We start from the raw sequence: 26,250 nt of genomic DNA, 5'->3' as shown, positions 1-26,250 counted from the left end.
CCATTCCTCACCTATGACGTTCAGCGTGGGTCCACCGCGGCGCGCGCTCGGGGCAGCGCGCCGCGGCGGGGCGATTACTGCTCCATGACGCGCGCGATCTTCTTGACCGATTTGTCCATTTCCTGCTTAGCGTCCGCGCCCATAAAGATCTTCTTCAGGCTGGCGATCCACATGTTCTGCCACTTCGGCGTATTGGTGCCGGCGGTGGGGTAAGCCTGGGTCACTTCAAGGGTCTGGATATAAGGCGAAACGTCGACTTTCTGAATCTGCTGCGCCCAGACCTTGGCCGCCGTCTTGTTGGCCGGGATCACCACCTTGGCCAGCTCAGCCTGTGAGGCTTCGCTGCTCATGAAGGCAATATATTTCCAGGCGGCCTGCTTATGGGCGCTTTTGGCCGACATGGCGAAGGCCAGGCTGTGCGCCACGCCGGACTGGCGTTCAATTTTGGGCATCATCACCACGCCGATGTGGTCGTTGATCAGCGGGTTATTGGCGAACGGTGCCGCCAGCCAGGAACCGGCATAGACCATCGCCGCGCGGTTGGACTGGAAGATGTTCTCGGTTTTGACTTCGCTCATCTGCTGGGCGCTTGGCATCAGGCCGTCTTTCATCATGCCCTGCAGCTGCTGGTAGACCCAGAGGGATTTGTCGTTGGCGATGTCGGTGGGCTGGCCGTCTTTCGGCACGATGTGATTGCCGTTTTGGAACAGCAGGTTCATGTAACTGTCCTGGCCGTCGATGCTGAGATCCATCACCAGCGGGAAGGCCGTGCCTTTCAGCCCGTTTTTCAGCGCGGTAGCCTTGCTTTTCAGATCGTCCCAGCTCCAGTCGCTGGTGGGGTAGCTGACGCCGGCCTGATCGAACAGTTTTTTGTTGTACCACACGGCGATGGAATCGACGTCGCGCGGGATGGCCATCTGCTGGCCGTCGTACTGGTAGGCTTTCACCGAGCTGGCGACCACGTCGTCCAGCTTAAGGCCGCTGTCTTTAATATAGGGTGCCAGCGGCTCCATAATGCCGTTTTTGGCGTACTGCACAAAATAAGGCATATTGATCCAGAATATATCCGGCGCCACGCCGCCGGCGGCTGCGGAATCTAATTTAACGAAATATTGTGCCGAGGGGGTTAATTCTATTTCTATTTTTATATCCGGGTTGGCCTGCTCAAATCGCTTAGCAATCTCCTGTTCGGATGATAATTGATTTCTGTCCCAAACGGCATAGCGCAATGTTATTTTATCTGCGGCGTGGAGCAGTGTGGGCAATAATAATGCGCTGGCAAGAATAGAGTGCGCCAGCAGGCGGCCGGTATTTTTTATCGGTGACATTGCTTTTCCCTCGGTGAGCGACGAATAGCGTTTTTCGCAACGTAAATTCTTTCTATCCCTTAACTTTCAATGTGTCAATACACCCCCAAATGCCCAAAAATGGGGCGTTGATGTTTCATTGTTGTTAAAATCGAAAGGCTTTGACGGCCAAGTGAAAGGTGTGTTTATTCACAATTCGTTAACCTTTTGACGGGTTTTTTCCCCGGTGGCGCGGCATTTAGCGGCCTTCGCAGGCATAGGAATAACTGATAACCCTTGCACCATAATGGGGATTAAAAACATTTTTATTGTGCAAGCTTCTGCTTCTTTCATTTTTGTGATGCAAATAAACAAAAAAATCTTGCTGTGGCTGTCAGAGGAGGGTGCAGGAACGTTTTTTATTGCCGGCTATTGTCTGTGGCGATAAAAGACGTTAGCCTGGATTTCACAATATTGATTTATCCAAAATAAAGAGGGCCGATTATCATGCGCCTGTCTCTGGTATTTACGCATTGCCTGGAGAAAGTATTTCATTGCCAAAATATGCCGCCCGTTGCCGTAGAAAATCGGCTGAGCGGGTTAAATAACGAGGTGCTTTCCTGGCAGGCGGTGTACTGTTTGCAAACCCCGGGCAACGAGACTCGCCATGAGCTCAGTTATCAACTTGACGGACCGCTGGCGGCGTATATCAGCGTGCGCCAGGTGCAATCGGTACCGAGCGGTTTTCCCTGTTATCGCGAGACCGATGAGAATTACCTGACGACCGAGCCGGGCTTATTTCCCGATCCGCTGATGCCGCTGCCGCAACGGCGTTTTTTTGCCGCCTGCCGCTATTATGGCAGCCTGTGGCTGACCTTGACGCCGCCGGCCGACGCGCAACTGGCTGGTGACTTTCCGTTGACCCTGCGGCTGCGGGGTGCCCAGAGCGGTGAGGCGCTGGCCGAGGCCACGCTGACGCTGCATCTGGTGCCGGCGGCGTTGCCGCCGCAAACGCTGTTGCACACCGAGTGGTTGCACACCGACTGCCTGGCGGATTACTACCGTCTGGCGGTGTTCAGCCCGGATTACTGGCGCGCGGTGCGCAACTTTGTGCGCTGTGCGGTGCAGGCGGGGGTTAATATGCTGCTGACGCCGCTGTTTACGCCGCCGCTGGATACCGCCGTCGGCGGTGAACGCACCACGGTGCAGTTGGTGAGGGTGTCGCGTTCGGCGCAGGGATATGGCTTCGATTTCAGCCGCCTGGCGCAGTGGATAGCGTTGGCGCAGGAAGAGGGCATCGAGCACTTCGAAATCGCGCCGCTGTTTACCCAATGGGGCGCGGCACATGCGCCGAAGATCGTGGTGGAGGAGCAGGGCGAGGCGCGACCGCTTTTCGGCTGGCACACCGATGCGCAGGGCGAAGCGTACCAGCGTTTTCTGCAGGCGCTGCTGCCGGCGTTGACCGCCTGGTTCCGCGAACGGGGGCTGGAACGGCAGGTGTGGTTCCATGTTTCCGATGAGCCGACGCTGGACAACCTGGCGGCCTACCAGCGCGCCAGCGCCGCGCTACGCCCATTGCTGGATGGCTTTCGCACCTTCGATGCGCTGTCGGATTTCGCTTTCTATCAGCGAGGCCTGGTGGAAATCCCGGTCGCTGCCACCGATCATATCGAACCCTTTATCGAACACCGGGTGCCTGGCCTGTGGGCCTATTATTGCTGCGTACAGAAGACCGAGGTCGCCAACCGGTTCTTCGCCCAGCCTTCGGCGCGCAACCGCATATTGGGCGTGCAGCTCTATCTGTATCGCATCGCCGGCTTCCTGCATTGGGGATTCAACTTCTATAACAGCGCCCATTCGCGCGAGCGCATCAACCCTTATGCCGTGACCGACAGCGGCCATGCGTTTCCCTCCGGCGACCCGTTCGTGGTCTATCCGGGCGAGGATCTGCAGCCGGTGGAATCGCTGCGTCTGCGGGTGCTGCACCAGGGGCTACAGGATATGCGCGCGCTGCAGCTGTTGGAGAGTTTGACCGACAGGGCGACGGTGGAGGGGCTGATCGAACGCGAACTGGGTATGCGCATTACCTTCAAGCGTTATCCGCACCAGGCCGGGCCGCTGCTGCGCTTGCGCGAAGCGGTGAACCGCCGCATCGAAGCGCTGCTGGCGCCGATGTGAGGGCAAGTGGGGGCGAAAATGCGTCTTTCGCTCCCAATTCGTCATTACTTTGCTATACCTGATAGTCGATGGATTCATTTTATTGTCATGTAACTGACACGTCAGAGTCACGGCTCTGGCTTAAGTTTGCAGCGACTACGTCAGGAGATAACGCGATGTTCAGCCTGGATTCTCTGTTGCAAGATGCATTTCCACACCGCAATACCCCTGCCTGGCAGCGCAGCCTGCTAAGAACCCTTCTCTTCGAAAAAGAATTCAAACAGTTCGCTGCCGACTATCCCCACCTGAAAGGGCTCGATCTGATCGAGCAGGTGGTGGACTACTTCAACCTCAGCTGCGAGCTGGTGGACGGCGATCTGGAAAACATCCCGAGCCAGGGGCCGGTGGTGCTCGTCGCCAATCACCCGATCGGCTCACTCGACGGCCTGGTGCTGCTGCGCGCCGTCGCGGCGGTGCGCCCGGATGTGAAAGTGGTGGCCAGCCAACTGCTGACCTATATCGAACCGCTGCGCAACCTGTTCGTGCCGGTGGATAACGTCGCTTATAAAACCAGCCGCAAACAGATTGAAGGGATGCAGCAGCAACTGGACAATCAGGGCGCGCTGATCCTGTTCCCGGCTGGCGAAGTGTCGCGCATGAGCCCGAAAGGCATCCGCGATGGCCACTGGCATACCGGCTTTCTGCGCCTGGCCGCCAAGGCGCGCGCGCCGATCGTGCCGATCCACATCAGCGCGCGCAACAGCAACCTGTTCTACTTTACCTCGCTGGTTTATCGGCCGCTGTCGACGCTGCTGCTGGTGCGTGAAATGTTCCAGCAGCGGGGCGGGCGCATCAAGATCCGCGTCGGCGGCCGTGTGCCGTTCGCCAGCTGGCACGACGGCCACACCAGCGCCAAGGATCTGGCGGAGCGCTTTCGCCGCCACGTCTATCGCCTGGGCCAGGGTAAACCGGGGCTGTTCGCCAGCGAGTCGCCGATCGCGCTGCCGGAAGAGCGTCTGGAGCTGAAAAAGGCGTTGGCGAACTGCGAACGGTTGGGGGTAACGCCGGACGGTAAAACCATCTATCTCTACCGTCGCCGTGACGAAGCGCGTACGCCAATCCTGCGCGAGCTGGGGCGCCTGCGCGAGATCGCCTTCCGCGCGGTGGGGGAAGGATCCGGCCGCCGCCGCGATCTGGACAGCTACGACGACGATTACTACCACCTGGTGCTGTGGGATGAGGAGGAGCTGGAGATCGTCGGCGCCTATCGTTTTATTCCCACCGCCGAACAAATCGCGCGTAAGGGCCTGGAGAGCATCTACAGCAACAGCCTGTTCCACTATGACCGCGATATGGAACCGATCCTGGCGCAGGGCATCGAACTGGGGCGCAGCTTCATTCAGCCGGCCTATTGGGGCAAGCGCGGGCTGGACTATTTGTGGCTGGGCATCGGCGCCTATCTGTCGAAATACCCGCAATATCGCTATCTGTTCGGCCCGGTGTCGATCTCCGGCGGCATGCCGCTGGCGGCGCGCGATTTGCTGATCGCCTTCTACCGGCTCTATTTCTCGCCGGATCACGCCTTCGCGCAGTCGCGTCGGCCTTATCCGGCGTCGCTGCCGCAGGTGTTGGCGCAGTTTGCCGGGGACAACTACCAGGAAGATCTGGTGCGGCTGAAGAGCCTGCTCAGCAACATCGGCTGCTCGATCCCGACGCTGTACAAGCAATACACCGAGCTGTGCGAACCGGGTGGGGTGCAGTTCATCGACTTCGGCACCGATCCGGCGTTCAACAACTGTATCGACGGACTGGTGCTGGTGGATACCACGCGGCTCAAGCCGTCGCGCTATCAGCGTTATATCGCGGTGCACCAGCCACAGCCAGCCGAGACGGCATGACTACAGTCTGACTCATGCCTTTTTGATCTAAGCACGACCTTGGGGCCGGCGACGGGATAGCGCTACGATAAACGTTTTGCTTTCCACCGCCGGAGCCCGTCATGCCCCATTCGTTTATCCCGCCGTTATTGTCCGCCGATGAACCGCCCGCAGCTGCCGTTGAAATCCCGCGCGGCAAAGCGCCTTTTTTGCTGCTGTGCGATCACGCCGGCAAGGCGATACCGCAGTCCCTTGGCGACCTCGGTTTGCCGCCGGGGGAGATTGAACGCCACATCGGTTGGGATATCGGCGCGCTGAGCGTGTCGCGCCATCTGAGCCGCCAACTGGACGCCACGCTGATCCATCAGCGTTACTCACGGCTGGTGATCGACTGCAACCGGGCGCCCGGCATCGCCAGCTCGATCCCGCCTTTGTCCGAACTGACGCCCATCCCCGGCAATATCGGCATCGACGGCGAACACGCGCTGGCGCGCGAGCGTGAGGTATTTTTGCCGTATCACCACGCCATCGACGATCATCTGGGGCAACGCCAACTGCGCGAACTGCCGACGGCGGTGATCGCCATGCACAGCTTCACGCCGGTGTTCAAGGGCGAATCGCGCCCCTGGCAGGTGGGCCTGCTGTTTAACCGCTACCCGGAATTTGCGCTGCTGCTGGCCGAACTGCTGCGCGAAGAGGGGGATTTGCAGGTGGGGATCAACGAACCCTATGCGATGACCGACGCCACCGACTACACGTTGCCGGTGCATGCGGAACGTCGCGGTTTGCCTTATGTCGGCATCGAAATCCGCCAGGATCTGATCGCCGATGAACGCGGGCAGCAGGCGTGGGCGAAACGTTTCGCACGCCTGCTGCCGCAGGCCTGGCAGCGTTGGCAAATTTGACTTTAGGAATATTCCCAGAGATGATAACCGTAAGGAATACGTAATACGTCATTAGAAAAAAAGTCAGGAGAGACGTGTGGAGCACAGCGATAACGGACTGTTTATCAAACGGGAGCGTTTTGAAGTTCTGGCGATTCTGCGTGAAATTTGCAAACAACGCACGCCGCTGCGCGTAGAAAATCAGCAGCACCGGTTTCAAAGTCTGTTATTGAGCGTCGGGCCGGACAATATCGTGTTTAGCGGTGAGGAAGCGGAAAATGCCATCGACGGCGCCTGCACCATCGTGATTGAAAGCAACGACGCCAAAATCGAGTTTTCCGTCGGCCAGGCGGAACTGACCGAACATCAAGGCGTCCAGGCCTGCTCGACCCGGCTGCCGCAGGAGTTGGTCTACATCCAGCGCCGCCGTCAGTTCCGCATCACCACGCCACACTGGCGCCAATTCTTCTGTACCGGCGAATACCCGGACGGCACGCCTTATGAGCTGCGGATCCACGATCTGTCTGCCGGCGGCGTCGGTTTGCGCTTCGACGGGCCGCTACCGGATTTCTTCCAGCCGGGCCTGCAGTTCAAGAAAGCGGAGTTGGATCTGGGCAGCTACGGCAGCTTCAAGGTCAACATGGAGCTGGTGGTGGTCAACGACGATCAGGAAACCGACGATAACGATCAGGTGGTGCACTTCTCGCGCCTGTCATGCCGTTTCCTCAAGCTGGGGTTGGCGATGGAGCGCAAAATTCAGAGCGCCGTGTTCGCCTTCGAGCTGGATTTCAACAAAAAGAAAAAACGCTGATAGTGATCAGGGGCGGCACGCTGCCCCTGACTCTCCACCGGCCTTACGGCTTTAACGCCCGCAGGCTGCCGATTTCTTCCCAACCGAAATGTGCCGCTTCGGCCAGCACGTCGCACACTTCACCCCCGGCGGCGACCACGGCCGCGTCGAGCGCAGCGCCGTGCAGCAGATGGCTGACCAGCAATGCGGCGAACAGATCGCCGGTGCCTTTGACCGCCGATTTAACCTTCGGATGGGTAAAGCACTGTGTTTCCTGCCGGGTGACCAGCATCAATCCCACCTCGTCTTCGTGCTGCGCGACGCCCGGTGCGCTGGTGACCAGCACCCATTCGGTGGTGTCGTTCAACAGCGCCTGCGCGGCGTGCTGCGTCTGCTCCCGGCTGCTCAGTTGTCGGCCGCACAGCTGTTCCAGTTCAAAACCGTTCGGCGTCAGGCCGTTGGCCAGCCGCAGGAACGGCGATCGATAGCAGTTGACGATGCGCTCATCCACGTAGATCCCTTCACCGTAATCGCCCATCACCGGATCGATATAGATTTTTATCTGAGGATTGAGCGAGCGCACCCGCTGCAGCCAGTTGGCCAGAATATGGCACTGCATCACATCGCCCAGGTAGCCGACAATCACCGCCCGGGTGCGCTTCATCACGCCGCGGGCAATCAGATCGTCGAGAAAGCCGCCGAACCACTCGCCGGAAATGACGCCGCCGTGCGGCTTGCCGTAATAGGGCGGGCAGCCGAACAGCACGCTCGGCACCTGCAGCGCTTCCAGCCCCTTTTTCAGCAGTGCGCGGTAGGCGATGCCGTTACCGACGCTGCCGTAGACTACCTGAGATTGAATGCTGATCACGTCGATGGACGGTGACCGCAAGGGTGAAGACTGTTGCATGAGTTACATCCTTGGTTCGTTATTATCCAGCCAGCGTGCGAACACCTGCCGCGCGCGTTGTTCCAGCTGTGCGCCGTGGCGCGCCGCCTGTTCGCGCAGGCTCTGGGGCGCAACGCCGGCCAGTTCCAGCTCGCAGGCATGGCCAATCAGCCAGCGTTCGATATCGCGATGATCCGCCTCCAGATGGAACTGCAGGCCGAACGCGAACCCCTGATAGTCGAAAGCCTGATGTGGGCAAATCGCCGTGCCGGCCAGGCAGCGGGCACCGTCCGGGATCATGAACATATCGCCGTGCCAATGCAGCACCGGCGTATCGGCCAGCGGGGCCAGCACCGAGTCGTCTTCCGCCGCGAGCGTGCTCAGCGGGGCGAAGCCGATCTCTTTGACGCCGAGCGAGATCACGTCGGCGCCCAGTGCCTGGGCGATCACCTGCGCGCCGAGACAAACCCCGAGGGTCGGTCGCCGCTGCGCCAGGCGCTGTTTGACCAGCGCTAATTCATGGTCGAGAAAATCATAGCGCTGCTCACCGGAAAAGTGTTGGGCGGCGCTGATCGGCCCGCCGAGCACTACCAACAGATCGGTCTCTTCATTATTGATAGCACGAATATCATCGCGGCCGGCATCGTAATAGTCGATCTGATAGCCGCGCAGCGAGAGCAGAGAACCGAGGATACCCAGGTTTTCAAAATTGACGTGTCGAATGGCGACGGCTTTTTTCATTGTTCAACCTCGCTAGCGTGAGTGAAAGGGGTCAGCGCCAGCGACTCGCCCAGCACAGTGATGCCTTGCGCACCGCTCTGGTAGACGATGCGACGTTCGCTGACCTGGCTGAGCTGCACCTGATAACCCTGAGCGGCCGGGAACAGCGCGCACGCCTGTTCCAGCTGATCGGCTGCCCAGGGAGTGAACATCTGCAGGCGGGCAAAGGCTTTTCCTGCATACTGAATGTCGAGCACGTAATGTTTATCCATGGAACCCCTTACTTTTGGCCGCGGAAACGGGTAATCTATTTTGAACTAGTACAAAAGGATTTATGTATGAATTCATTGTATGCAAAAGGCGGCGGCGCTGTCCAGATTGCCGAGCAGATCGCCGCACGCATCAAAGACGGCGCGCTGCGGCCAGGTGAGCTGTTGCCGCCGGTACGCCAACTGGCGGCGGAGCTGGAGGTCAATCCGAATACCGTCGCCAGCGCTTACGCCCGATTGCGCGACGCCGGTCTGGTGGCGACGCGCGGGCGGGCCGGAACGGTGGTGCTGGAGCCGCCGCTGGCGGCGGTGAGTGCGGCCTATGTGCCGCGTCAGGTGCCTGCAGGGATGTGCGATCTGGCCAGCGGTAACCTGGATGCCGCATTGTTGCCGGTGCTGGCGCTTGGCACGGCGGAGGTGTTCCCGCAGCAAAACGGCTATGACATCAGCGGTGATCTGCCGATATTGACCGGTCTGGGTCGCGAGTGGCTCGGCCGCCAGGGCGTCGCGCTGGGGGAGCCGGCGGTGTTCTCCGGCGCGCTGGATGCGATGGAAAAGGCGCTGCGCTGCCATGTGCAGCCGGGCGCGGCGGTGTGGGTGGAAGATCCCTGCTGGCCGCCGCTATTGACGCTGTTGCGCCACCTGCGCCTGCGGCCGCTGCCGCTGGCGGTAGATGAACAGGGCTGTCGGTTGCCGGAAAGCGGGGCGGCCGCTGCGGTGATCCTGACGCCGCGCGCCCACAATCCGACCGGCGCCTCGCTCTCTGCGCAACGCGCGCAGCAGTGGCGGCGTTTTCTGCACGACAACCCGCAGTGTCTGGCGATCGTCGACGATTTCTGGGGGCCGCTGTCGCAGCAGCCGCTGCATCTGCCGTTCGACGGCGATCGCGGCCTGTACGTGCTGTCGCTGAGCAAGTTTCTCAGCCCGGATCTGCGTATCGCGCTGGCCTGCGGCGACCCGACGTTGCTGCAGGCGATGCGCGCCGATCAGTACATCAGCGAACGCTGGGTCAGCCATATTTTGCAGCAGATTGCCGCCAGACTGTGGGGACAGGCGTTGCAGGAAGGGCAACTGCAGCGGGCTCAACAGGCGTATCAGGCCAGAAGGGATGAACTGGTACAGCGGCTCAATACGTTGAATCACACGGCGCTGGCGGCGGGTGAAGGGCTGCATCTGTGGTTGCCGGTGAGATCAGAAACCGCCGCCGCGCAGCTGATGGCGCAGCGGGGGTGGTTGGTGCAGGGCGGTGAACCTTTCCGCCTGAAGGGCGGCCCGGCGCTCCGCGTCAGCCTGGCTAACGTCACGCCGGCGCAGTTGGCGCCGCTGGCGCAGGATCTGACCGACGCCATGCGGGCCAGCGCGGCGATCAACTAGGCCGGCGTCAGGCTCTCCTCCGCCAGCAGCTGTAGCGAAGTGAGCCGGGCACTCGGTTCGCCGATCGGCGTGTCGATGATGAACTCGTCCACGTCGTACCGCTGCTGCAGCTGCGCCAGTTGCTGATGTACCTGCGGCGCGGTACCAAGCAGGATATGGCTTTCCCGCGGCTCGATGCGGTAGTCGGTGGCGACGGCCTGCTGCACGAAACTCTCTGCCTGCGCCAGGCTACCGACGGTCACGCTCTGCTCACCGGCGACGTGCACGCGGTATTGCTGAATATCCGCCGCCAGCGTCGCGGCCTGCTCCGGGCTCTGCGCCACGATCGCCGCCACCGCCAGCAGCGCCTTGCGGCCGCCGCTCAGTGCGGTGTAGTGCGCCAGCGCCTCGCGGATATCTTGCGGATTGCCGTTCAGATGCGCGGCAAACACGAAGGCCCAGCCGGATTCGGCCGCCAGCGTCGCGCTCTCTTTACTGGCGCCGAGCAGAAAGCGCTGGGCGGCGTGCGGCGGCAGCGGTGTGGCGCTCAGGCCCGGTTCGGCGTCGTCGTTCAGGTAGGCGGTCAGCTGCGACAGCTGCTGCGGGAATGCCGGTTTGTTTTGTCGGTCATGGGCGGCCTGCAGCGCCTGGGTGGCGAGCGGCAGCCCGCCGGGCGCTTTGCCTACCCCGAGATCGACGCGCCCCGGCGCCAGCGCCGCCAGCAGGTTAAAGTTTTCGGCTACCTTGTAGGCGCTGTAGTGTTGCAGCATCACGCCGCCAGAGCCGATGCGAATGCGCGACGTCTGGCCGAGCAGGTAGCCGATCAGTATTTCCGGCGACGGGCAGGCGAGCTGCGGCGTGTTGTGGTGTTCCGCCAGCCAGAAACGCCGATAGCCCCAGCGTTCCGCCTGTTGCGCCAGATGCAGCGTGCGCGCCAACGCCTGCGCGGCGCTTTCCCCGTCGGCGATCGGACTTTTTTCCAATATGCTCAAGGCATAAGCCATTTTCCCGCTCCTTTGATCATCAGATATGCCTGACAAATACCATGCGGGCGGCGTGAGGCTTAATACTGATTGGCGATAGGATATTCCATTGATCCAAAACGGATTTGGATATGCGTGGGACGGTAAAGCGCCACGGTGTTACCCCTCGAGCCAGGCCTTCAGGCGAATGGCGTCACGGTAGTGGCCGTAGCGCGGCTGCGCGCCGAGCAGGATCATCACCACCGGTTGGCCTTTGATGGTGGTGCGCATCACCAGGCAGTGACCGGCCTCGTCGGTAAAGCCGGTTTTCTGCAGCAGGATCTTCCAGGCCGGGTTATTGATTAAGCCATTGGAGCTGCGGTAGACCAGTTGGCCGCGGCCGGGGCGTACGATCTGCTGCTTGTCGGTGCTGAAGCGGCGGATCGACTGATAGCGATAGGCGTGATTGACCATCTTCAGCAGATCGTTGGCGCTCGCCACGTTGCGCGGCGTCAGCCCGGTCGGATCGTAGAAGCGGGCGCGTTTCATGCCGATGGCGCGCGCTTTCTGATTCATTTTCGCCACGAAGGCCTTGCGCCCGCCGGGATAGCTGCGGCTCAGCGCCGCGGCAGCGCGGTTCTCCGAAGACATCAGGGCGATGTGCAGCATGTCGCGGCGGCTGAGCACCGAGCCGATGGTCAGCCGCGAATGGGTTTTCTTCAGCAGATCGCGATCGGCGGCGGTGACTTTGAGCTTGCTGCCCATCGGACGTTTGCTGTCCAGGGCGACCATGGCGGTCATCAGCTTGGTGAGCGAGGCGATCGGCAGTACGCGGTTCGGCTGCTTCTGATAGAGGGTCTTTCCGGTGCGTTGATTGACGACCAGCACCGATTTGGCATTCAGCACCAGCGGTGGCGCAGCGGCATACACGGGCGCCAAAACGAACAGCAGGCTGAACAGAAGGGCGGCGCCGAAGCGCCGGACAGGCAGACGGAGAAAAGCGTGAGATAAAAGCATAACGGCGGAAATAGTGACCCTAAGTGATTAAAAAATATCAAAAGAGTCTGCCCGGCAAATGTGAAGGAAATAGGGCGATAATCGCTCAAACTGTTACAACAATCCCTTTTGCTGCAGCGTGAAGCGCGTAGCCTCGTTCAAATCGTAGTCCCCCAGGCGCTCGCGCGGCACCCAGGCGTAGTCGTCGAACTCGTCGTTGATCGTTACGTCGCGGTTGGCGGCATGGCAGTCGAAAATCAGGTAAATCATGTAGATTTGCTCCTGGCGGCCGTCGGCGTAGGTTTTCATGCGCACGTCGTCGCGGAAGGTCCAGGGCGTGATGTTGTCGAGGATCAGCGCGGCGCCCAGCTCTTCGCGCACTTCGCGCCGCAGCGCCTGTTCTATTCGTTCACCCGGCTCGACGCCGCCGCCGGACAGCGCCCACTGGCCGGGAAACACGCCTTTGTGCGCCGCCATTTTGCACAGCAGGAAGGCGTTATCGTTTTCAATCAGCGGGCAAACAATGATGCGTTGGCGCATGGAAGACTCCTGTCAAAATGGAAAACAACCACTTTAACATGGGGTTCGGCACAGTAGCGTGAGAGAAATCAAAGCGTTGTCTTCGTACAGAGAAGCGGCAACCGCTTCTCTGCGCTAAGGTCAGTAGATTTCCGGCACCACCATGTTGTCCGGCACCGGGCTACGGTGGTATTCCGGGCTGCGTTTGCGCTGCGGCAGCGTGATGACGTTGCCTTCGGCCTCCTCATAAGGCACCTGCTGCAGCAGGTGAGTGATGCAGTTCAAGCGGGCCTTTTTCTTGTCGACGCCCTGAACTACCCACCAGGGTGCCTCGGCAATGTTAGTGCGCGCTAACATGATCTCTTTGGCTTCGGTGTAGTCTTCCCAGCGGCGGCGGCTTTCCAGATCCATCGGGCTGAGCTTCCACTGTTTGAGCGGATCGTGAATGCGGCTGAGGAACCGCAGCTCCTGCTCGTCATCGGTGATCGAAAACCAATATTTGACGATTTGGATGCCGCTGCGCGTCAGCATTTTTTCGAATTCCGGCACGCTGCGGAAAAACTCCTCATACTCTTCGTCGTTGCAAAAGCCCATCACGCGTTCCACGCCGGCGCGGTTATACCAGCTGCGGTCGAACAGCACCATTTCGCCGGCGGCGGGCAGATGCGCGATGTAACGCTGAAAATACCACTGGGTGCGTTCGCGATCGTTTGGCGCCGGCAGCGCCGCCACGCGGCAAGTGCGCGGGTTGAGGCGCTGGGTGATGCGTTTGATCACGCCACCCTTGCCGGCGGCGTCGCGGCCTTCGAAGATGATCACCAGCCGGTGGCCGGTGCGCATCACCCAATCCTGCAGCTTCACCAGTTCGCCCTGCAGGCGCAGCAGTTCGCGGAAGTATTGTTTGCGCCAGGCTTTTTTCGCGTCGCTGTCGACTTCTGCCGCGTCGAAGCGCAGGTCGTCCAGCTCCATTTCCAGCTCTTCATCGTAGCTGTCGTAAAATTCTTGCAGCAGGCGCTGGTTGAAACCGTCATCGCGGTTGAATTCATGCATGGTCATCAGATTTTCTCCGTATCAGCCCGGTGTTAGAAATGGTTGAAGATCCAGTACAGCACCGCCGACAGCAGCACCGAGGCCGGCAGCGTCAGCACCCAGGCCATCAGTAGATTACGCAGGGTGGCCATCTGCAGTCCGGAGCGGTTGGCGGCCATGGTGCCGGCGATGCCGGACGAGAGTACGTGCGTGGTCGAAACCGGCAAACCGAAGGCGTCGGCCGCGCCGATGGTGGTCATCGCCACCAGTTCGGCGCTGGCGCCCTGGGCGTAGGTCAGGTGCGATTTACCGATCTTTTCGCCCACCGTCACCACGATACGGCGCCAGCCGACCATGGTGCCGAGCCCCAGTGCAATCGCCACCACCACTTTCACCCAGAAGGGAATGAAGCGGGTGGCGTTATCGAGTTCACCCTTCAGCGCGTCGAGGTTGCGCTGCGCATCGGGATTGATCTGCAGCTGACGCTCTGCTTTGAGGTGCTTGATGGTCTCGGACGCCAGGTACATGTTGTTGCGGGTGTTCGACACCGCCTGCGCCGGGATCTTGTCGACCGAGCCGTACTGACGGATTTGATCGCCGATCGCGCCGGCCAGCTGCGCCAGCGCCGGTACGACTTCCGGCGTCAGTTCGCTGGTGCGCACATAGCCGGTCAACACCTCACGCGGCGGGGTTTCGCCGCCGGCCGGGAACTGGCGCAGCAGCTCGTTTTTGGTCACCTCCGCCAGCGCCGCCACCCGGGGGATCTGCTCCGGCGGCATCGAACGGTTCAGGGCGTAGGCGATCGGCATGGTGCCCACCAGGATCAGCATGATAAGGCCCATGCCTTTCTGCCCGTCGTTGGAGCCGTGGGCAAAGGAAACGCCGGTGCAGGTGAGGATCAGCAGCCCGCGGATCCACAGCGGCGGCGGGGTATTGCCTTTAGGCGCGCTGTACAACTGGCGGTTCTTGACGAACAGCTTTAGCGCCAGCAGCAGCAGGCCGGCGAACACGAAGCCGATCACCGGCGACAGCAGCAGCGCATAGCCCACCTTGATCGCCTGGCCCCAGTCCACGCCGCTGGTGCCGGTGCGGCCGTGGATCAGGGCATTGGCCACGCCGACGCCGATAATCGAGCCGATGAGCGTATGCGACGACGAGGCGGGCAGCCCGAGCCACCAGGTGCCGAGGTTCCAGATGATGGCGGAGAACAGCAGGGCGTACACCATGGCGAAACCGTTGCCGGTGCCGGCTTGCAGGATCAGCTCGACCGGCAGCAGTGAAATGATGCCGAAGGCCACCACGCCGCTGGAGAGCAACACGCCGAGAAAGTTGAAGAAACCGGACCACACCACGGCGACCATCGGCGACAGCGAGTGGGTGTAAATCACCGTCGCGACCGCATTGGCGGTATCGTGGAAGCCGTTGACGAATTCAAAGCCCAGCGCGATCAGCAGCGCCAGCCCCAATAATAAAAACGGAATGTAACTGGTATAGACGGCGCCGGCATCGCTGACGTCGTTAAATAAGTTCACCCCGGCAAACGCGATCCCCAGAATTAATAAGAAAACAAAAAAAAGAACAGTGAGTCGACTGTTCTTTTGATGCAGCTTGGGCAGGCTGGATGCGGCCGGCACACCCGTTTGAACGGCGCTGTTATCGCTCATAATGACCTTCCTGAAAGGATTGAATGCGGTAGCTGTCGCCTGAAAAGTATTCTGAATGAATGTGGCCTTTTTATGACGAAAATATTAATCATCGGGAACGGCGAAAATCATTAACGCCGATAAATAAAGATTGTTATAACAGCGGGGAAGGTCTTGGGTTAACGGCAACAGGCAGGATATGGCGTTATGGTGCAACGGTTAGCGGAAAAGATGCACAAGCTGGATTTTGATGATGAGGTGACCGGGCTGATCTACGGCCATGTGTTCCGCTCCGGTGAGGCGCCGGCGCGCCTGAACTCGCAGCAGGTTTGTCAGGCCTACCAAGCGTTGCCGCCCGGCGACGGTTTTGTCTGGCTGCACCTCAATCTCAACCACGCGGCGGCGGAGAAGTGGTTGAAAAACCATTTCGCCATTTCCGATTTTTTCTTTCACGAGATCCGCCACGGCTCCCACACCACGCGCATCGAGCGCCAGGGCGACGATCTGTTCGCGGTGCTCAACGACGTGATTTTCCACCCCGAGGACAGTAACCCGGAAACGGCGACGCTGTGGCTCTATTGCTGCCGTGGGCTGGTGGTCACCGTGCGTCACAAACCGGTGCGACTGATTGAACGGCTGCTCGGCCGCCTGACGGCGCTGCAGCTGGCGTCGTCTACCGAGCTGCTGGCGCACCTGCTGGAAGAGCAGGAGGACGTGCTGGAGCAGGTGGTGCGGCAGGCCAACCAGTATGTCGATGCCATCGAGGATCGTCTGCTGACGAGCCGCGTTAAACGCAACCGCGCCGAGCTGGGGCGCATGCGCCGCATGCTATTGCGCTTTCAGCGCCTGTTGGCGCCTGAGCCGGCCGCGCTGTTTCGCCTGTTGAACCGGCCGCCGAGCTGGCTGAGCCGTGAGGTGGTGCAGGATCTGCGGCAGTTTACCGAAGAGTTCACCGTGGTGTTGAACGATCTGGCCAGTTTGACCGAACGCATTCGGCTGCTGCAGGAGGAGCTGAGCGCCAAGCTGATGGAGCAGAATAACCGCACGCTCTATACGCTGACGGTGATCACCGTGCTGGCATTGCCGATCAATATCGTCGCCGGTTTCTTCGGCATGAACGTGGGGGGGATCCCGCTGGCCAGCAATCACCACGGTTTTATCCTGCTGGTGTTGCTGGTCGGCAGTTTTACGCTGATCGCCGGTTATTTGGCGTTCAGGCGCAGGGACGAGACGTAATTACAGGCGGGCGCGGTACTCTTCTTCCAGCCGGGCATGGGTGCTCCAGAACGGCTGCGGCGCCCGGTCGTGCAGGCGATCCAGCAGGATATCCAGATGAGTGTGCCAGCCGCCGGCGACGCTGAGCATCTCGTCGCGGTTGGCCAAGCGCCGGTGGGTGACCGTCAGCAGCACCGCGTTTCCCTGCTCCGTCAGTTCGAAGGTCACTTCGGAAGGGCGCCCCTGATCCTGTTCGGCCCAGGTAAAGCTCAGCAGGCGCGGCGGGAACAGGCAGGTGATGTGGCCGCGGTTGCTGACACAGCCGCCGTGCTGTTTGTACTTGGCCGGCGGTTGCTCGTGCTCGCCGGCCAGATCGGAGTTGCGAAACTCCAGCTCCAGCGGTGCGCCGTTTTCCAACTTCATGGCGCCGGACGCCAGCCAGGTGGCGCGCTTGTCGGATTCGGTCAGGTAAGCCCACACCCGCTCGATGGGCCCGGGCAGCAGCCGCTGGATGCGCAGCGTGCCGGGTTCGATAATCATGCCGTAATCATTCATGGTTCACTCCTTGGGAGGAAGCTGTTCGGGCTGTAGCAGCGCCTGTTCGAGCGCATCCAGCCGTTCAGTCCAGAAATGTTCATAGGTTTGCAGCCAGTGCATGGCCTGCGCCATAGGCTCGGGTTCGAGCCGGCAGATATGGTTTCTTCCTTGCACGGTGCGTTGCACCAGGCCCGCATGTTCCAGTGCTTTCACGTGCTTGGAGGCGCCGGCGAACGACATCTGCAACGGCGCGGCCAGTTCGCCGATGCTGCGCTCACCGCCGGCCAGCGCGCGTAACATCGAACGGCGGGTCGGGTCGGCCAGCGCATGAAAAATGGCGTCCAGCTGTGAGGAAGATAATTCAACCATATGGTTGAATATAGAACAGGTGGGCTAATATTCAACCGTTTTGTTGAATATTTTTTTGCCCCGGCGAGAAACCGGGGCGAGGATCAGGCGTACGTGTGCGCCAGCAGGGCGTTGAGCAACACGTCGGCGCCTGCGGCTGCCCAGGCGGGGGTGATATCTTCCCGCTCGTTGTGGCTGATGCCGTCCACGCAGGGAATGAAAATCATGGCGGTCGGGGCGACGCGGTTAAGGTAACAGGCATCGTGGCCGGCGCCGGAAATCATGTCGCGATGGCGATAGCCCAATGCTTGCGCGGCGTGGCGTACGCTGTCGATGCAGCCCCGATCAAAAGCGATAGGGGGATACTGGAAGATGCGGTCGGCGCGGGCGGTCAGACCACCGCCGTTGACGGCGTTCACCGCCGTCAGCAGACGCTGCTCCATCTGCTCCAGGGTAGACTCCTGCGGATGGCGGAATTCGACGCTGAAAAAGACGCGTCCCGGCACCACGTTGCGTGAATTGGGGGTAATTTGCGCCATGCCCACCGTGGCGCGCGCATCGGGCGCAAAATCCCAACCGATGCGGTTGACCGCCGTGACCAGCGCCGTAAAGCCCAGCAGGGCATCGCGGCGCCGATCCATTGGCGTGGTGCCGGCATGGGCGCTGAAGCCGACGACCTCCAGCTCATACCAGCGCTGCCCTTGTGCGGCGGTCACCACGCCGATGTCGAGATGTTCCGCTTCCAGAATCGGCCCCTGTTCGATGTGCAGTTCGAAGGCGGCGTGGATCGGCGTGCCGCCCACCGGGTGCTCGCCGGCGTAACCAATGCGTTCCAGTGCGTCGCCAAGGCTGACGCCGTGCTCGTCGCGGCGCGTCAGGCCGTATTCCAGGTCGAATACCCCGGCGAACACCCCGGAGGCGATCATCGCCGGCGCAAAGCGTGCGCCTTCTTCGTTAGTCCAGTTGATCACTTCAATCGGGCGTTCGGTGACGATCTGCCGATCGTTAAGGGTACGAATAACCTCCAATCCGGCCAGCACGCCGTAGATGCCGTCGAAACGGCCGCCGCGGGGCTGCGAGTCGCCGTGAGAACCGGTGACGACCGGCGGCAATTCGGGGCGCGCGCCTTCACGGCGCAGGAACATGTTGCCCATCCGATCGACGCGCACGTTACAACCTGCCTCCAGCGCCCAGGCGCGCAGCTGCTCGCGCGCTTGGCGATCTTCTTCACTCAGCGCCAGCCGGGTGACGCCGTTATCGGCGATGGCGCCGAACTGCGCCATCGCGTGCAGGCTTTGCCACAGGCGCTCGCCGTTGACCCGATACGTCATTGTTCTTCTCCCGACGTTTTGGCGGTGTAGCGAAAATCGCAGCAGGGGGCGCCGGACATGATGGTTTGGCTGCGCTGCAGGTCAACCTCTGGGGCATAGCCGACGATGAACTGGCTGTCGCGGGCGCAGGAGAGCAGGTGGCCGATCTCCCCCAGCCCCATCTCGTGATACATCTCGGCGTAGCGGCAGCGGGTGACGTTATAGTCGAAGTGCTGCGCATCCTGGTTGATCACCTCGACGCGCAGCGCATCGTCTTTTTCCCACAGGTACTGCAAGGCGGCGAAGCTGCGCAGATCCGCGCCGTTCGGTTCCTGGGCGGCGAACTGTTTGCCCGCCTCGATGGCGGCATTCTCGATGGCTTCGCCGATCACTGCCTGAGCACGCGTCTTGCCGATTTCACGCACCAGAATCTGGTAGATCGGCTTGATGATTTCCGCCTCAATCTTTCTGCGGGCCAAAATGCCCAATTCGTTTTTTGCACAGCTCATCGCCTTGCTCCTCTTGATTTATTGTGACTTGGCGCCGCCCAACACGGTTTGCGGCTGCCATTTGCCGTCAACCACCCGGTACAGGGTGAAGCTCGGCTGTTGCAGGTTGCCTTGCGCATCGAAGGCGATGTCGCCGGTGACGCCCTGGTAATGTATGGCGCGCAGTTTCGGCAGATAATCGGCCGGATTGGCCGAGCCGGCTTGTTCGATGGCGGCGATCAGCACCCGGGTGGCATCGTAGGCGAAGGGCGCATGCAGTTCGATGTGGGTGTGATAACGATCGCGGTAGGCTTGCTCAAACGCCTTGCCGCCCGGCATCTGCTCCAGCGGCAGCCCCGGCTCCAGCGCGACGACGCCTTCGCCTTCCCGCTGCGCCAGCGTCAGGAAGGTTTGGCTGACGAAGCCGCCGGCGCCCATCAGCTGCGCGTTCATGCCCAGCTGTTTCAGCTTGCGTGCCAACGGCGCCGCTTGAGAATCCACGCCGCCGAAGAAAATCAGATCGGCGTTTTTACTGCGCACGGTGGTCAGCACGGCGCTGAAATCGACGGTCTTGTCATCCACATACTCGCGGGTGACCGGCTGCACGCCCTGGGCCTGCAGCGATTTGATAAACTCGTCCGCCAGCCCCTGGCCGAAAGCGGTGCGATCGTCGATTACCGCGATACGCTTGGCTTTCAGCGTTTTCACCGCATATTGCCCGGCGTAGTTGCCGCCGTCGTCGTCGTGGCCCATCACGCGGAAGCTGGTGTCAAAGCCTTGCTGCGTGTAGCCGTGACCGGTCGCCACCGGCGCCACCTGAGCGATGCCGGCGTCGTGGTAGATGCGCGCCGCCGGGATGCTGGTGCCGGTGTTCCAGTGGCCGACCACGCCGGCGACGCCTTCGTCGACCAAGCGCTGCGCCACGGCCACGGCGGTGCGCGGGTCGGACTGATCGTCCTCGGACAGTAATTTGAAGGTGACCGGTTTGCCGTTCAGCGTCGGTTTCTGTGCGTTAGCGTCGGCGATCGCCAGCCGTGCGCCGTTTTCGAGATCTTTGCCGATGCGCGCGGAAGGGCCGGTCAGCGGCCCGGCCAGGCCGATCAGCACGGTGTCGTCCGCCAGCGCCGGGAGGCTCAGGATCATTGTCATGGCGGCCAGCGCCAACGGCTTGATGCGAATGTTCTGCTGCATGTCATACTCCTGGTGCGGTTAAAGGTAACAACGGTTATTCACCCAAATAGATCTGTTTGATTTTTTCATCGTCCAGCATGTCGGCGGAGCGGCCGCTGTGGCTCAGGCTGCCGCTGTCCAATACGTAGGCGCGATCGGTGGACGCCAGCGCCAGGCGGGCGTTCTGCTCGACCAACAGCAGCGTGACACCGTCACGGGCTAACTGCTTGATGACCGAGAAAATGGCCTCCACCACAATCGGCGCCAGCCCCATCGACGGTTCGTCCAATATCAGCAGCCGCGGGCGGCTGAGCAGCGCGCGGCCCATCGCCACCATCTGTTGTTCACCGCCGGAAAGCAGCCCGGCCGGTTGATGCAGGCGCTCGCTCAGCCGTGGGAAGGTGGCGCACACGCGTTCGAAATCTTGCCGCACCGCCGATGCGTCACGCCGCGCATAGGCACCCAGCTGCAGGTTTTCTCGCACCGTCAGGCGGGTGAAAATGCCGCGTCCCTCCGGCACCATCACCAGCCCTTGTTGCAGCAAGCGGTGCGGCGGCATGCCGCGAATCGAACGGCCGTCGAACAGGATGTCGCCCTCAAACGGCTGCAGGCCGGTCAGCGCCCGCAGGCTCGAGGTTTTTCCCGCGCCATTGGCGCCGATCAGCGTCACCTGTTCGCCGGCGTTCACCGTGAAATCGATGCCTTTGACCGCATGAATGCCGCCATAAGACACTTTGAGTCGTTTAACGCTCAGCAGGGCTTCAGACATGCGCGCCACCTCCCAGATAGGCCTGAATGACCGCCGGTTCGCGCCGCACCTGCGCCGGTTCGCCTTCGGCGATCGCTTTACCGTAATCCAGCACCGTCAGCCGATCGCACAGGCCCATCACCAGCTTGACGTCATGTTCAATCAGCAGCAGCGTTTTGCCGCTGTCGCGGATGCGCAGCAGCAGTTCGCGCAGCGCCACTTTTTCTCCGGCGTTCATGCCGGCCGCCGGTTCGTCCAGCGCCAGCAACCGGGGCTCGGTCGCCAGCGCGCGGGCGATCTCCAGCCGCCGCTGATGGCCGTAGGCGAGATCGCCGGCGCGGTAATGGGCGAATTGGCTGATGCCGACGTACTCCAGCAGCGCATGAGATTTATCGCGCACCGCCTGTTCCTCCTCCCTGGCGCGACGGTGCCGGGCGATCGCCGCCCACAGGCCGTTGCGGGTGCGCACGTGGCAGCCGACCATCACGTTTTCCAGCACGCTCATTTCATTGAACAACCGCAGGTTTTGGAAGGTGCGGGCAATGCCGGCCTGCGCCACTTTGTCGATCGCCTGGGGCTTATAGCGCTGGCCCGCCAGGCGGAATTCGCCCGCGTCGGCGCGATACAGGCCGGTGATCAGGTTGAAGCAGGTGGTCTTCCCGGCGCCGTTCGGCCCGATCAGGCCGTAGATTTCCCCCTGGCGGATGCTCATGCTGACGTCATCCACCGCCGTCAGGCCGCCGAAACGTTTGCTGACGTGATTTAAAGCGAGCAGTGGCGTCATGCGGCGGTCCTCCCAGCATGGCGAGCCGGCCACAGGCCCGCCGGGCGATACAACATCACCAGGATCAACGCCAGGCCGTAAAACAGTTGGCGAATGATTTCCGGGTCGATCAGCACCTGGCCGAACAGCGCCTGCTGCAGCGGCCCCATGCTGCTGCGCAGCAGCTCCGGCAGGGCGGCCAGCAGCAGCGCGCCCAGGATCACGCCGGGGATGTGCCCCATGCCGCCGAGCACCACCATCGCCAGTACGGCGATCGATTCCTGCAGAGTGAACGATTCCGGCGACACGAAGCCCTGAAACGCGGCAAACAACGCGCCGGCCACACCGCCAAAGGTGGCGCCGATGGCGAAGGCCAGCAGCTTGAAGTTGCGGGTATTGATGCCCATCGCCCGCGCGGCGTCCTCGTCTTCGCGGATCGCTGTCCATGCGCGGCCAATGCGCGAGTTTTGCAGCCGCAGGCTGATAAACAGGATCGCCAGCAGCAGCGCGGCGAACAGGTAGTAATAGAGATGCAGCCCGGAGAAACGCACGCCGAACCACTCATGCATGCCGGAGAACTTCAGGCCGAACAGGCTGACCGGGTCGATGCCGGAAATGCCTTTAGGGCCGTTGGTGAGGTTGACCGGGCGATCGAGGTTACGCATCAGAATGCGCACGATCTCGCCGAAACCGAGCGTGACGATCGCCAGATAGTCGCCGCGCAGCCGCAGCGTCGGCGCGCCAAGCAGGATGCCGCACGCCGCCGCCAGCAGCGCCGCCAGCGGGATCAGCCACAGCATCGACAGGTGCAGCCCGTCGGGGAACCACTGCAGCAGCAGCGGGAATTGCTGCGTCAGATGCGGTGACGACAGCAGCGCGGCCAAATAGGCGCCGACGGCGTAAAAGGCGATAAAGCCCATGTCCAGCAACCCGGTCATGCCCACCACGATGTTCAGCCCGAGCGCCAGCATCAGGTACAGCAGGGCGAAGTCGACGACCCGCACCCAGTAGTTGCCGCCGGCGGCGCCCGCCACCCAGGGCGCCAGCAGCAGCGCGAGAATGAACAGCGTCAGCCCCAGCCTGGCGCGACGCGGCGTGGCCAGAGGAACGGGGGGAGTCAAAACGGTCATGGTGATGTCCTTATGCGCGCGTGGCGATGCGTTCGCCCAAGAGCCCGGAGGGGCGGAAGACCAGCACGGCGATCAGCACCAGAAACGCGAACACGTCCTGGTAGTTGCTGCCGAACACGCCGCCGGTCAGCTCGCCGAGATAGCCGGTGCCCAGCGATTCGAACAGGCCCAGCAGCAATCCGCCGAGCATCGCGCCGCGCAGGTTGCCGATGCCGCCGAGCACGGCGGCGGTAAACGCCTTGATGCCCGGCAGAAAGCCCATCGAGAAACCGGCGTTGCCGTAGTTGCTGGCCATCATGATGCCGGCCACCGCCGCCAGCGCGCCGCCGAGCGCAAAGGTCAGAACGATGATGCGGTCAGGACTGATGCCCATCAGGCCGGCGACCTGCGGGTTTTCCGCCGTAGCGCGCATGGCGCGGCCGAAACGGCTGTGTTCGACCAGCAGCCAGAGGCCGGCCATGACCGCCACGGCCACCGCCAGCGTGACGATCGCCGTGCCGGTGATCACCGCCGGCGCATGCCCGCCGCTGCCTGCGGTCAGGGCGATGGGGGTCATTGGCAGCAGCTGCGGAAACATCAGGGGATTGCGTGACCAGATCAGCATCGCCAGGGTTTGCAGCAGCAGCGAGACGCCGATGCCGCTGATCAGCGGAGCCAGGCGCGGCGCAGTGCGCAACCGGCGGTAGGCGAGACGCTCGATCGCCATCGAGGTAATGGCGCAGACCGCCATGGCGAACAGGGCCGCCAGCAGCAGCGTGGCGTACGGCGATAACGCGGGAAAGTGGTGTTGCAACACGCCGATCGCCGACAACGCGCTCAGGGCACCGACCATCAGCACGTCGCCGTGCGCGAAATTGATGATGCGTAGGATGCCGTACACCATGGTGTAACCGAGCGCGATCAGCGCATAGATGCTGCCGAGCATCAAACCGTTGACGGTTTGCTGTACCAGCGTATCCATAAGGAGAGTCCGGAGATAATGAGTCAGGAGGCTCACAGTAGAGAATTTAAAAAAATTGTAAAATACGGAAAAATACTTTCTTATACAAAAAACGAGTGATTTTAATACGTTGATTTTTATGTATATTGAACCCATTCCTTCAGTGTCGATTTCCCAAAAACAGTCAATATATGAAAAAAACAGAACAGTACGATGAGCCATTGCCGATGCTGCCGAACGATCCGCCGCTGCGCGCCGTGCGGGCGTTCGAAGCCATCGCGCGCCTGGGTGGCATCAGCGCGGCGGCTAACGAGCTGATGATTTCGCCTTCGGCGGTCAGTCATCAACTCAAAACGCTGGAGGCATTTTTGCAGATGCCGTTGACCGAACGGCAGGGGCGTAACCTGGTGCTGCGCAGCGAGGGGCGAGAGTATTACCGCTCGATTCGCTCGGCGTTTAACGTGCTGCGCCAGGCGACCGAACACGTGCGCGAGCAGTCCGCATCGCGGCAGGTCACCATCAGCCTGATCCCGCTGTTCGGCATGGGCTGGTTCATTCCGCGGCTGCGTGGCTTTTTGCGCGAAAATCCGGATATCGACATCAATGTGGTTTACGCCAACCACCGCAATTACCTGAGCGACGCCGCCGATCTGTCGATCCGCTTCGGGGTTGGGCAGTGGACCGGCTATCGCAGCGAAAAGCTGATGTCTGGCCAAATGGTGCCGGTGTGCAGCCGGGCATTCAGTAAACTGCACGGTTTGCTGGATACGCCGGATCAGCTGGCGACGCTGCCGCTGCTGCACGACGAGGAGCGCAATACCTGGATGCAATGGTTTCAGCAGGCCGGCGTTAAACGCCCGCTGCGCAGCATCGGGCCGATGTTTGAAGACGGATTGTTGACACTGGCGGCGGTGCAGGCGGGGCTAGGGTGCGCGTTGATGCGTGAACCGTTAATCGCCCAGTACCTTGAGAGCGGTGAGTTGATCAAAATGTTCGATCTGCCGATCGACGACGGCCGCGATTATTACCTGTGCGCTCGACTGGATAGCGAGCTGTCGCAGGAAGGCGAAAATCTGCGGCAATGGCTGCGGCGTGAGGCGGCGGCTCAGAACGTCGGGGCATAATCTACAACCAACGCGTCTTTCAGCACCTGGCGGCTTGCAGTAGAGTGCGGGTTCCTGTGTCGCGATAAGGTATGACGATGCTGTTCGATTTAAACCAGCAGGCGGCCGAACTGCCCGAGGCCTGGCGTTCTGCCGTGCTGGGCCGCGTCGGTGCGGCCAATATCAAAGTGCTGCGCATGGACGCGCGCAGCATTGCGGATGAAGTGCATGATTACAGCGAAGGATTGCTGGTGATCAGCGGCCACCTGCGGCTGCAGGTGGCGGGGGAAGTGGTGGTGGTGCGCGCCGGCCAGCTGTATCAGGCCGCGGCCGGCGTGCCGCATCGCGTGTTGCCGGGCAGCGAAGGCACGCTGGTGATTGTCGATCTGCCGGAGGATTAAGCGGCGCCCAGGACCGCCAGCGCCACCTTTACCGCTGCCAATAGCCGCTCTTCAGTGACGCCGTCACGTGCCTGAATCGACAGGCCGTGCAGGAAGACGGCGAAATAGTCACCCAGGCTGTCGGCGTCGGTATCGGCCGGCAATTCGCCGGTTTGCTCCGCCTGCCGCAGCCGTTCGACGATCTGCTGCGTACGCTGCAACCGATGCTTTGCCAGCCAGGTTTTGAGCCCATCGTTTTCCGCACTGACACTGGCGGCGGCGGAGACCACCATGCAGCCCTGCGGCAGATCTGGCCGGCTGTAGAGGCGCACGGCATCTTCCAGCATACGTTGGATCGCCGGGCGAATGCCGCTTTCCTGCGCGAAGGCGCGATCGGCGAAGCCGCCTTCCTCGGTTTCGTAACTGGCGATTGCCTCGCGGAACAGCTGCTCTTTGGAGCCGAACGCCTTGTAGATGCGTGCGGAAGCAATGCCCAATTCCGCCACCAGATCCGACATCGAGGTGCCTTCGTAACCCTGTTGCCAAAATAAGTTTCGCGCCTTCAAGAGCGCCTGTTCGCGGTCGAACTCACGCGGTCTGCCAGCCATTCTCTGCTCCAATTTACCTGCCATTCAGCGACATAGGATCGCTTAAATCGGCGGGAATACCAATGTCTTTATAAATTTCGCTTGCGGTGAACTCGCTTTGCTCCTATTGTTTGTCAATCGACAACCAATAGGAGTTTAC

At 61.4% G+C, this 26,250-nt stretch carries 27 protein-coding genes; 8 read left to right on the top strand and 19 right to left on the bottom strand.

What is annotated here, in order from left to right; translation table 11 throughout:
* Positions 1-74: 74 nt before the first annotated feature.
* Complete coding sequence (locus ACJ8J4_RS03630) at positions 75-1,328, bottom strand: ABC transporter substrate-binding protein (RefSeq protein ID WP_025302954.1); 1,254 nt, start codon at positions 1,326-1,328, stop codon at positions 75-77.
* Between the two features lie 465 nt (positions 1,329-1,793).
* Here ACJ8J4_RS03630 and ACJ8J4_RS03625 point away from each other — a divergent pair, with 465 nt between their 5' ends.
* The 4 genes from ACJ8J4_RS03625 to ACJ8J4_RS03610 all read left to right on the top strand — a co-directional run bounded on the left by ACJ8J4_RS03625 (position 1,794) and on the right by ACJ8J4_RS03610 (position 7,015).
* Entirely contained in the window at positions 1,794-3,464 is a 1,671-nt protein-coding gene (locus ACJ8J4_RS03625) for a DUF4091 domain-containing protein (RefSeq protein WP_264383560.1), read from the top strand.
* A gap of 155 nt (positions 3,465-3,619) precedes the next feature.
* Positions 3,620-5,341 carry an ornithine lipid synthase OlsF gene (olsF, locus tag ACJ8J4_RS03620; protein WP_049207482.1) on the top strand — a complete coding sequence of 574 codons (1,722 nt, stop codon included), beginning with the start codon at positions 3,620-3,622 and terminating at the stop codon, positions 5,339-5,341.
* Between the two features lie 101 nt (positions 5,342-5,442).
* Positions 5,443-6,225: an N-formylglutamate amidohydrolase gene (locus tag ACJ8J4_RS03615; RefSeq protein ID WP_025302951.1), complete on the top strand. Its 783-nt coding sequence runs from the start codon at positions 5,443-5,445 to the stop codon at positions 6,223-6,225.
* 76 nt (positions 6,226-6,301) lie between these two features.
* Positions 6,302-7,015 (top strand): flagellar brake protein, encoded by a 714-nt coding sequence (locus ACJ8J4_RS03610; RefSeq protein ID WP_025302950.1) that lies wholly within the window; start codon positions 6,302-6,304, stop codon positions 7,013-7,015.
* A gap of 43 nt (positions 7,016-7,058) precedes the next feature.
* Here ACJ8J4_RS03610 and pdxY read toward each other — a convergent pair whose 3' ends face one another.
* Genes pdxY through ACJ8J4_RS03595 form a run of 3 tightly spaced genes read right to left on the bottom strand, consistent with a single transcriptional unit; the run spans position 7,059 to position 8,872 of the window.
* Complete coding sequence (gene pdxY / locus ACJ8J4_RS03605) at positions 7,059-7,901, bottom strand: pyridoxal kinase (protein ID WP_025302949.1); 843 nt, start codon at positions 7,899-7,901, stop codon at positions 7,059-7,061.
* Between the two features lie 3 nt (positions 7,902-7,904).
* Positions 7,905-8,621: a glutamine amidotransferase gene (locus tag ACJ8J4_RS03600; RefSeq protein ID WP_442515988.1), complete on the bottom strand. Its 717-nt coding sequence runs from the start codon at positions 8,619-8,621 to the stop codon at positions 7,905-7,907.
* On the bottom strand, positions 8,618-8,872 hold the full coding sequence (locus ACJ8J4_RS03595) for a hypothetical protein (protein WP_025302947.1): 255 nt from the start codon (positions 8,870-8,872) through the stop codon (positions 8,618-8,620). Before ACJ8J4_RS03595 ends, ACJ8J4_RS03600 begins: the two co-directional genes overlap by 4 nt.
* A 66-nt stretch (positions 8,873-8,938) precedes the next feature.
* On the opposite strand from ACJ8J4_RS03595, the gene ACJ8J4_RS03590 reads away from it, so the two are divergent.
* Positions 8,939-10,243 (top strand): aminotransferase class I/II-fold pyridoxal phosphate-dependent enzyme, encoded by a 1,305-nt coding sequence (locus ACJ8J4_RS03590; protein ID WP_049205632.1) that lies wholly within the window; start codon positions 8,939-8,941, stop codon positions 10,241-10,243.
* On the opposite strand, the gene ACJ8J4_RS03585 is transcribed toward ACJ8J4_RS03590, so the two are convergent.
* From ACJ8J4_RS03585 to ACJ8J4_RS03565, 5 genes are all read right to left on the bottom strand, one after another.
* Positions 10,240-11,226 (bottom strand): MsnO8 family LLM class oxidoreductase, encoded by a 987-nt coding sequence (locus ACJ8J4_RS03585; RefSeq protein WP_442515987.1) that lies wholly within the window; start codon positions 11,224-11,226, stop codon positions 10,240-10,242. The genes ACJ8J4_RS03590 and ACJ8J4_RS03585 overlap by 4 nt on opposite strands.
* A 138-nt stretch (positions 11,227-11,364) precedes the next feature.
* Positions 11,365-12,201, bottom strand: a complete 837-nt coding sequence (pbpG, locus tag ACJ8J4_RS03580; protein ID WP_261464120.1) for a D-alanyl-D-alanine endopeptidase — start codon at positions 12,199-12,201, stop codon at positions 11,365-11,367.
* A gap of 93 nt (positions 12,202-12,294) precedes the next feature.
* Positions 12,295-12,720 (bottom strand): nucleoside triphosphatase NudI, encoded by a 426-nt coding sequence (nudI, locus tag ACJ8J4_RS03575; RefSeq protein WP_049207497.1) that lies wholly within the window; start codon positions 12,718-12,720, stop codon positions 12,295-12,297.
* 120 nt (positions 12,721-12,840) lie between these two features.
* Positions 12,841-13,755 (bottom strand): polyphosphate kinase 2, encoded by a 915-nt coding sequence (gene ppk2, locus ACJ8J4_RS03570; protein WP_025302942.1) that lies wholly within the window; start codon positions 13,753-13,755, stop codon positions 12,841-12,843.
* Positions 13,756-13,781: 26 nt separating this feature from the next.
* The gene (locus tag ACJ8J4_RS03565; RefSeq protein WP_442515986.1) at positions 13,782-15,392 is read right to left on the bottom strand and encodes an inorganic phosphate transporter; all 1,611 of its coding nucleotides are present in this window, start codon (positions 15,390-15,392) and stop codon (positions 13,782-13,784) included.
* A gap of 186 nt (positions 15,393-15,578) precedes the next feature.
* Between ACJ8J4_RS03565 and ACJ8J4_RS03560 the strand changes: the two genes are divergently transcribed.
* Positions 15,579-16,607, top strand: a complete 1,029-nt coding sequence (locus ACJ8J4_RS03560; RefSeq protein WP_049207503.1) for a transporter — start codon at positions 15,579-15,581, stop codon at positions 16,605-16,607.
* Here the strand turns inward: ACJ8J4_RS03560 and ACJ8J4_RS03555 are convergent, their stop codons facing one another.
* The 9 genes from ACJ8J4_RS03555 to ACJ8J4_RS03515 all read right to left on the bottom strand — a co-directional run bounded on the left by ACJ8J4_RS03555 (position 16,608) and on the right by ACJ8J4_RS03515 (position 24,041).
* Positions 16,608-17,141, bottom strand: a complete 534-nt coding sequence (locus ACJ8J4_RS03555) for an SRPBCC family protein (RefSeq protein WP_025302939.1) — start codon at positions 17,139-17,141, stop codon at positions 16,608-16,610.
* A 3-nt stretch (positions 17,142-17,144) separates the two neighbouring features.
* A complete protein-coding gene (locus tag ACJ8J4_RS03550; RefSeq protein WP_004938187.1) occupies positions 17,145-17,492 on the bottom strand; it encodes an ArsR/SmtB family transcription factor in 348 nt (115 codons plus the stop codon).
* An 83-nt stretch (positions 17,493-17,575) separates the two neighbouring features.
* Positions 17,576-18,802: a Zn-dependent hydrolase gene (locus tag ACJ8J4_RS03545; RefSeq protein ID WP_049207507.1), complete on the bottom strand. Its 1,227-nt coding sequence runs from the start codon at positions 18,800-18,802 to the stop codon at positions 17,576-17,578.
* Entirely contained in the window at positions 18,799-19,290 is a 492-nt protein-coding gene (locus ACJ8J4_RS03540; protein WP_089195917.1) for an L-2-amino-thiazoline-4-carboxylic acid hydrolase, read from the bottom strand. The genes ACJ8J4_RS03545 and ACJ8J4_RS03540 overlap by 4 nt, the downstream gene beginning before the upstream one ends.
* Positions 19,291-19,308: 18 nt before the next feature.
* On the bottom strand, positions 19,309-20,418 hold the full coding sequence (locus ACJ8J4_RS03535) for a branched-chain amino acid ABC transporter substrate-binding protein (RefSeq protein WP_406894506.1): 1,110 nt from the start codon (positions 20,416-20,418) through the stop codon (positions 19,309-19,311).
* Between the two features lie 76 nt (positions 20,419-20,494).
* Entirely contained in the window at positions 20,495-21,208 is a 714-nt protein-coding gene (locus ACJ8J4_RS03530; protein WP_043143459.1) for an ABC transporter ATP-binding protein, read from the bottom strand.
* Positions 21,201-21,971 carry an ABC transporter ATP-binding protein gene (locus tag ACJ8J4_RS03525; protein WP_025302934.1) on the bottom strand — a complete coding sequence of 257 codons (771 nt, stop codon included), beginning with the start codon at positions 21,969-21,971 and terminating at the stop codon, positions 21,201-21,203. The genes ACJ8J4_RS03530 and ACJ8J4_RS03525 overlap by 8 nt, the downstream gene beginning before the upstream one ends.
* Positions 21,968-23,080, bottom strand: a complete 1,113-nt coding sequence (locus tag ACJ8J4_RS03520) for an ABC transporter permease subunit (RefSeq protein WP_060447725.1) — start codon at positions 23,078-23,080, stop codon at positions 21,968-21,970. The genes ACJ8J4_RS03525 and ACJ8J4_RS03520 overlap by 4 nt, the downstream gene beginning before the upstream one ends.
* Before the next feature lie 10 nt (positions 23,081-23,090).
* Positions 23,091-24,041: a branched-chain amino acid ABC transporter permease gene (locus tag ACJ8J4_RS03515; RefSeq protein WP_043143464.1), complete on the bottom strand. Its 951-nt coding sequence runs from the start codon at positions 24,039-24,041 to the stop codon at positions 23,091-23,093.
* 170 nt (positions 24,042-24,211) lie between these two features.
* Here ACJ8J4_RS03515 and ACJ8J4_RS03510 point away from each other — a divergent pair, with 170 nt between their 5' ends.
* Together ACJ8J4_RS03510 and ACJ8J4_RS03505 are read left to right on the top strand one after the other, a co-directional pair.
* A complete protein-coding gene (locus ACJ8J4_RS03510; RefSeq protein WP_049207516.1) occupies positions 24,212-25,144 on the top strand; it encodes a LysR substrate-binding domain-containing protein in 933 nt (310 codons plus the stop codon).
* Positions 25,145-25,221: 77 nt separating this feature from the next.
* Positions 25,222-25,524 (top strand): cupin domain-containing protein, encoded by a 303-nt coding sequence (locus ACJ8J4_RS03505; protein WP_043143548.1) that lies wholly within the window; start codon positions 25,222-25,224, stop codon positions 25,522-25,524.
* Here the strand turns inward: ACJ8J4_RS03505 and ACJ8J4_RS03500 are convergent.
* The gene (locus ACJ8J4_RS03500; protein ID WP_197835940.1) at positions 25,521-26,111 is read right to left on the bottom strand and encodes a TetR/AcrR family transcriptional regulator; all 591 of its coding nucleotides are present in this window, start codon (positions 26,109-26,111) and stop codon (positions 25,521-25,523) included. The genes ACJ8J4_RS03505 and ACJ8J4_RS03500 overlap by 4 nt on opposite strands.
* Positions 26,112-26,250 lie beyond the last annotated feature (139 nt).

Source organism: Serratia sp. CY47280 (assembly GCF_052168655.1).
Classification (GTDB): Bacteria; Pseudomonadota; Gammaproteobacteria; order Enterobacterales; family Enterobacteriaceae; genus Serratia; species Serratia bockelmannii.
The sequence above is the reverse complement of the archived record's forward strand: the minus strand, read 5'-3'. Positions and strand labels throughout refer to the sequence as shown.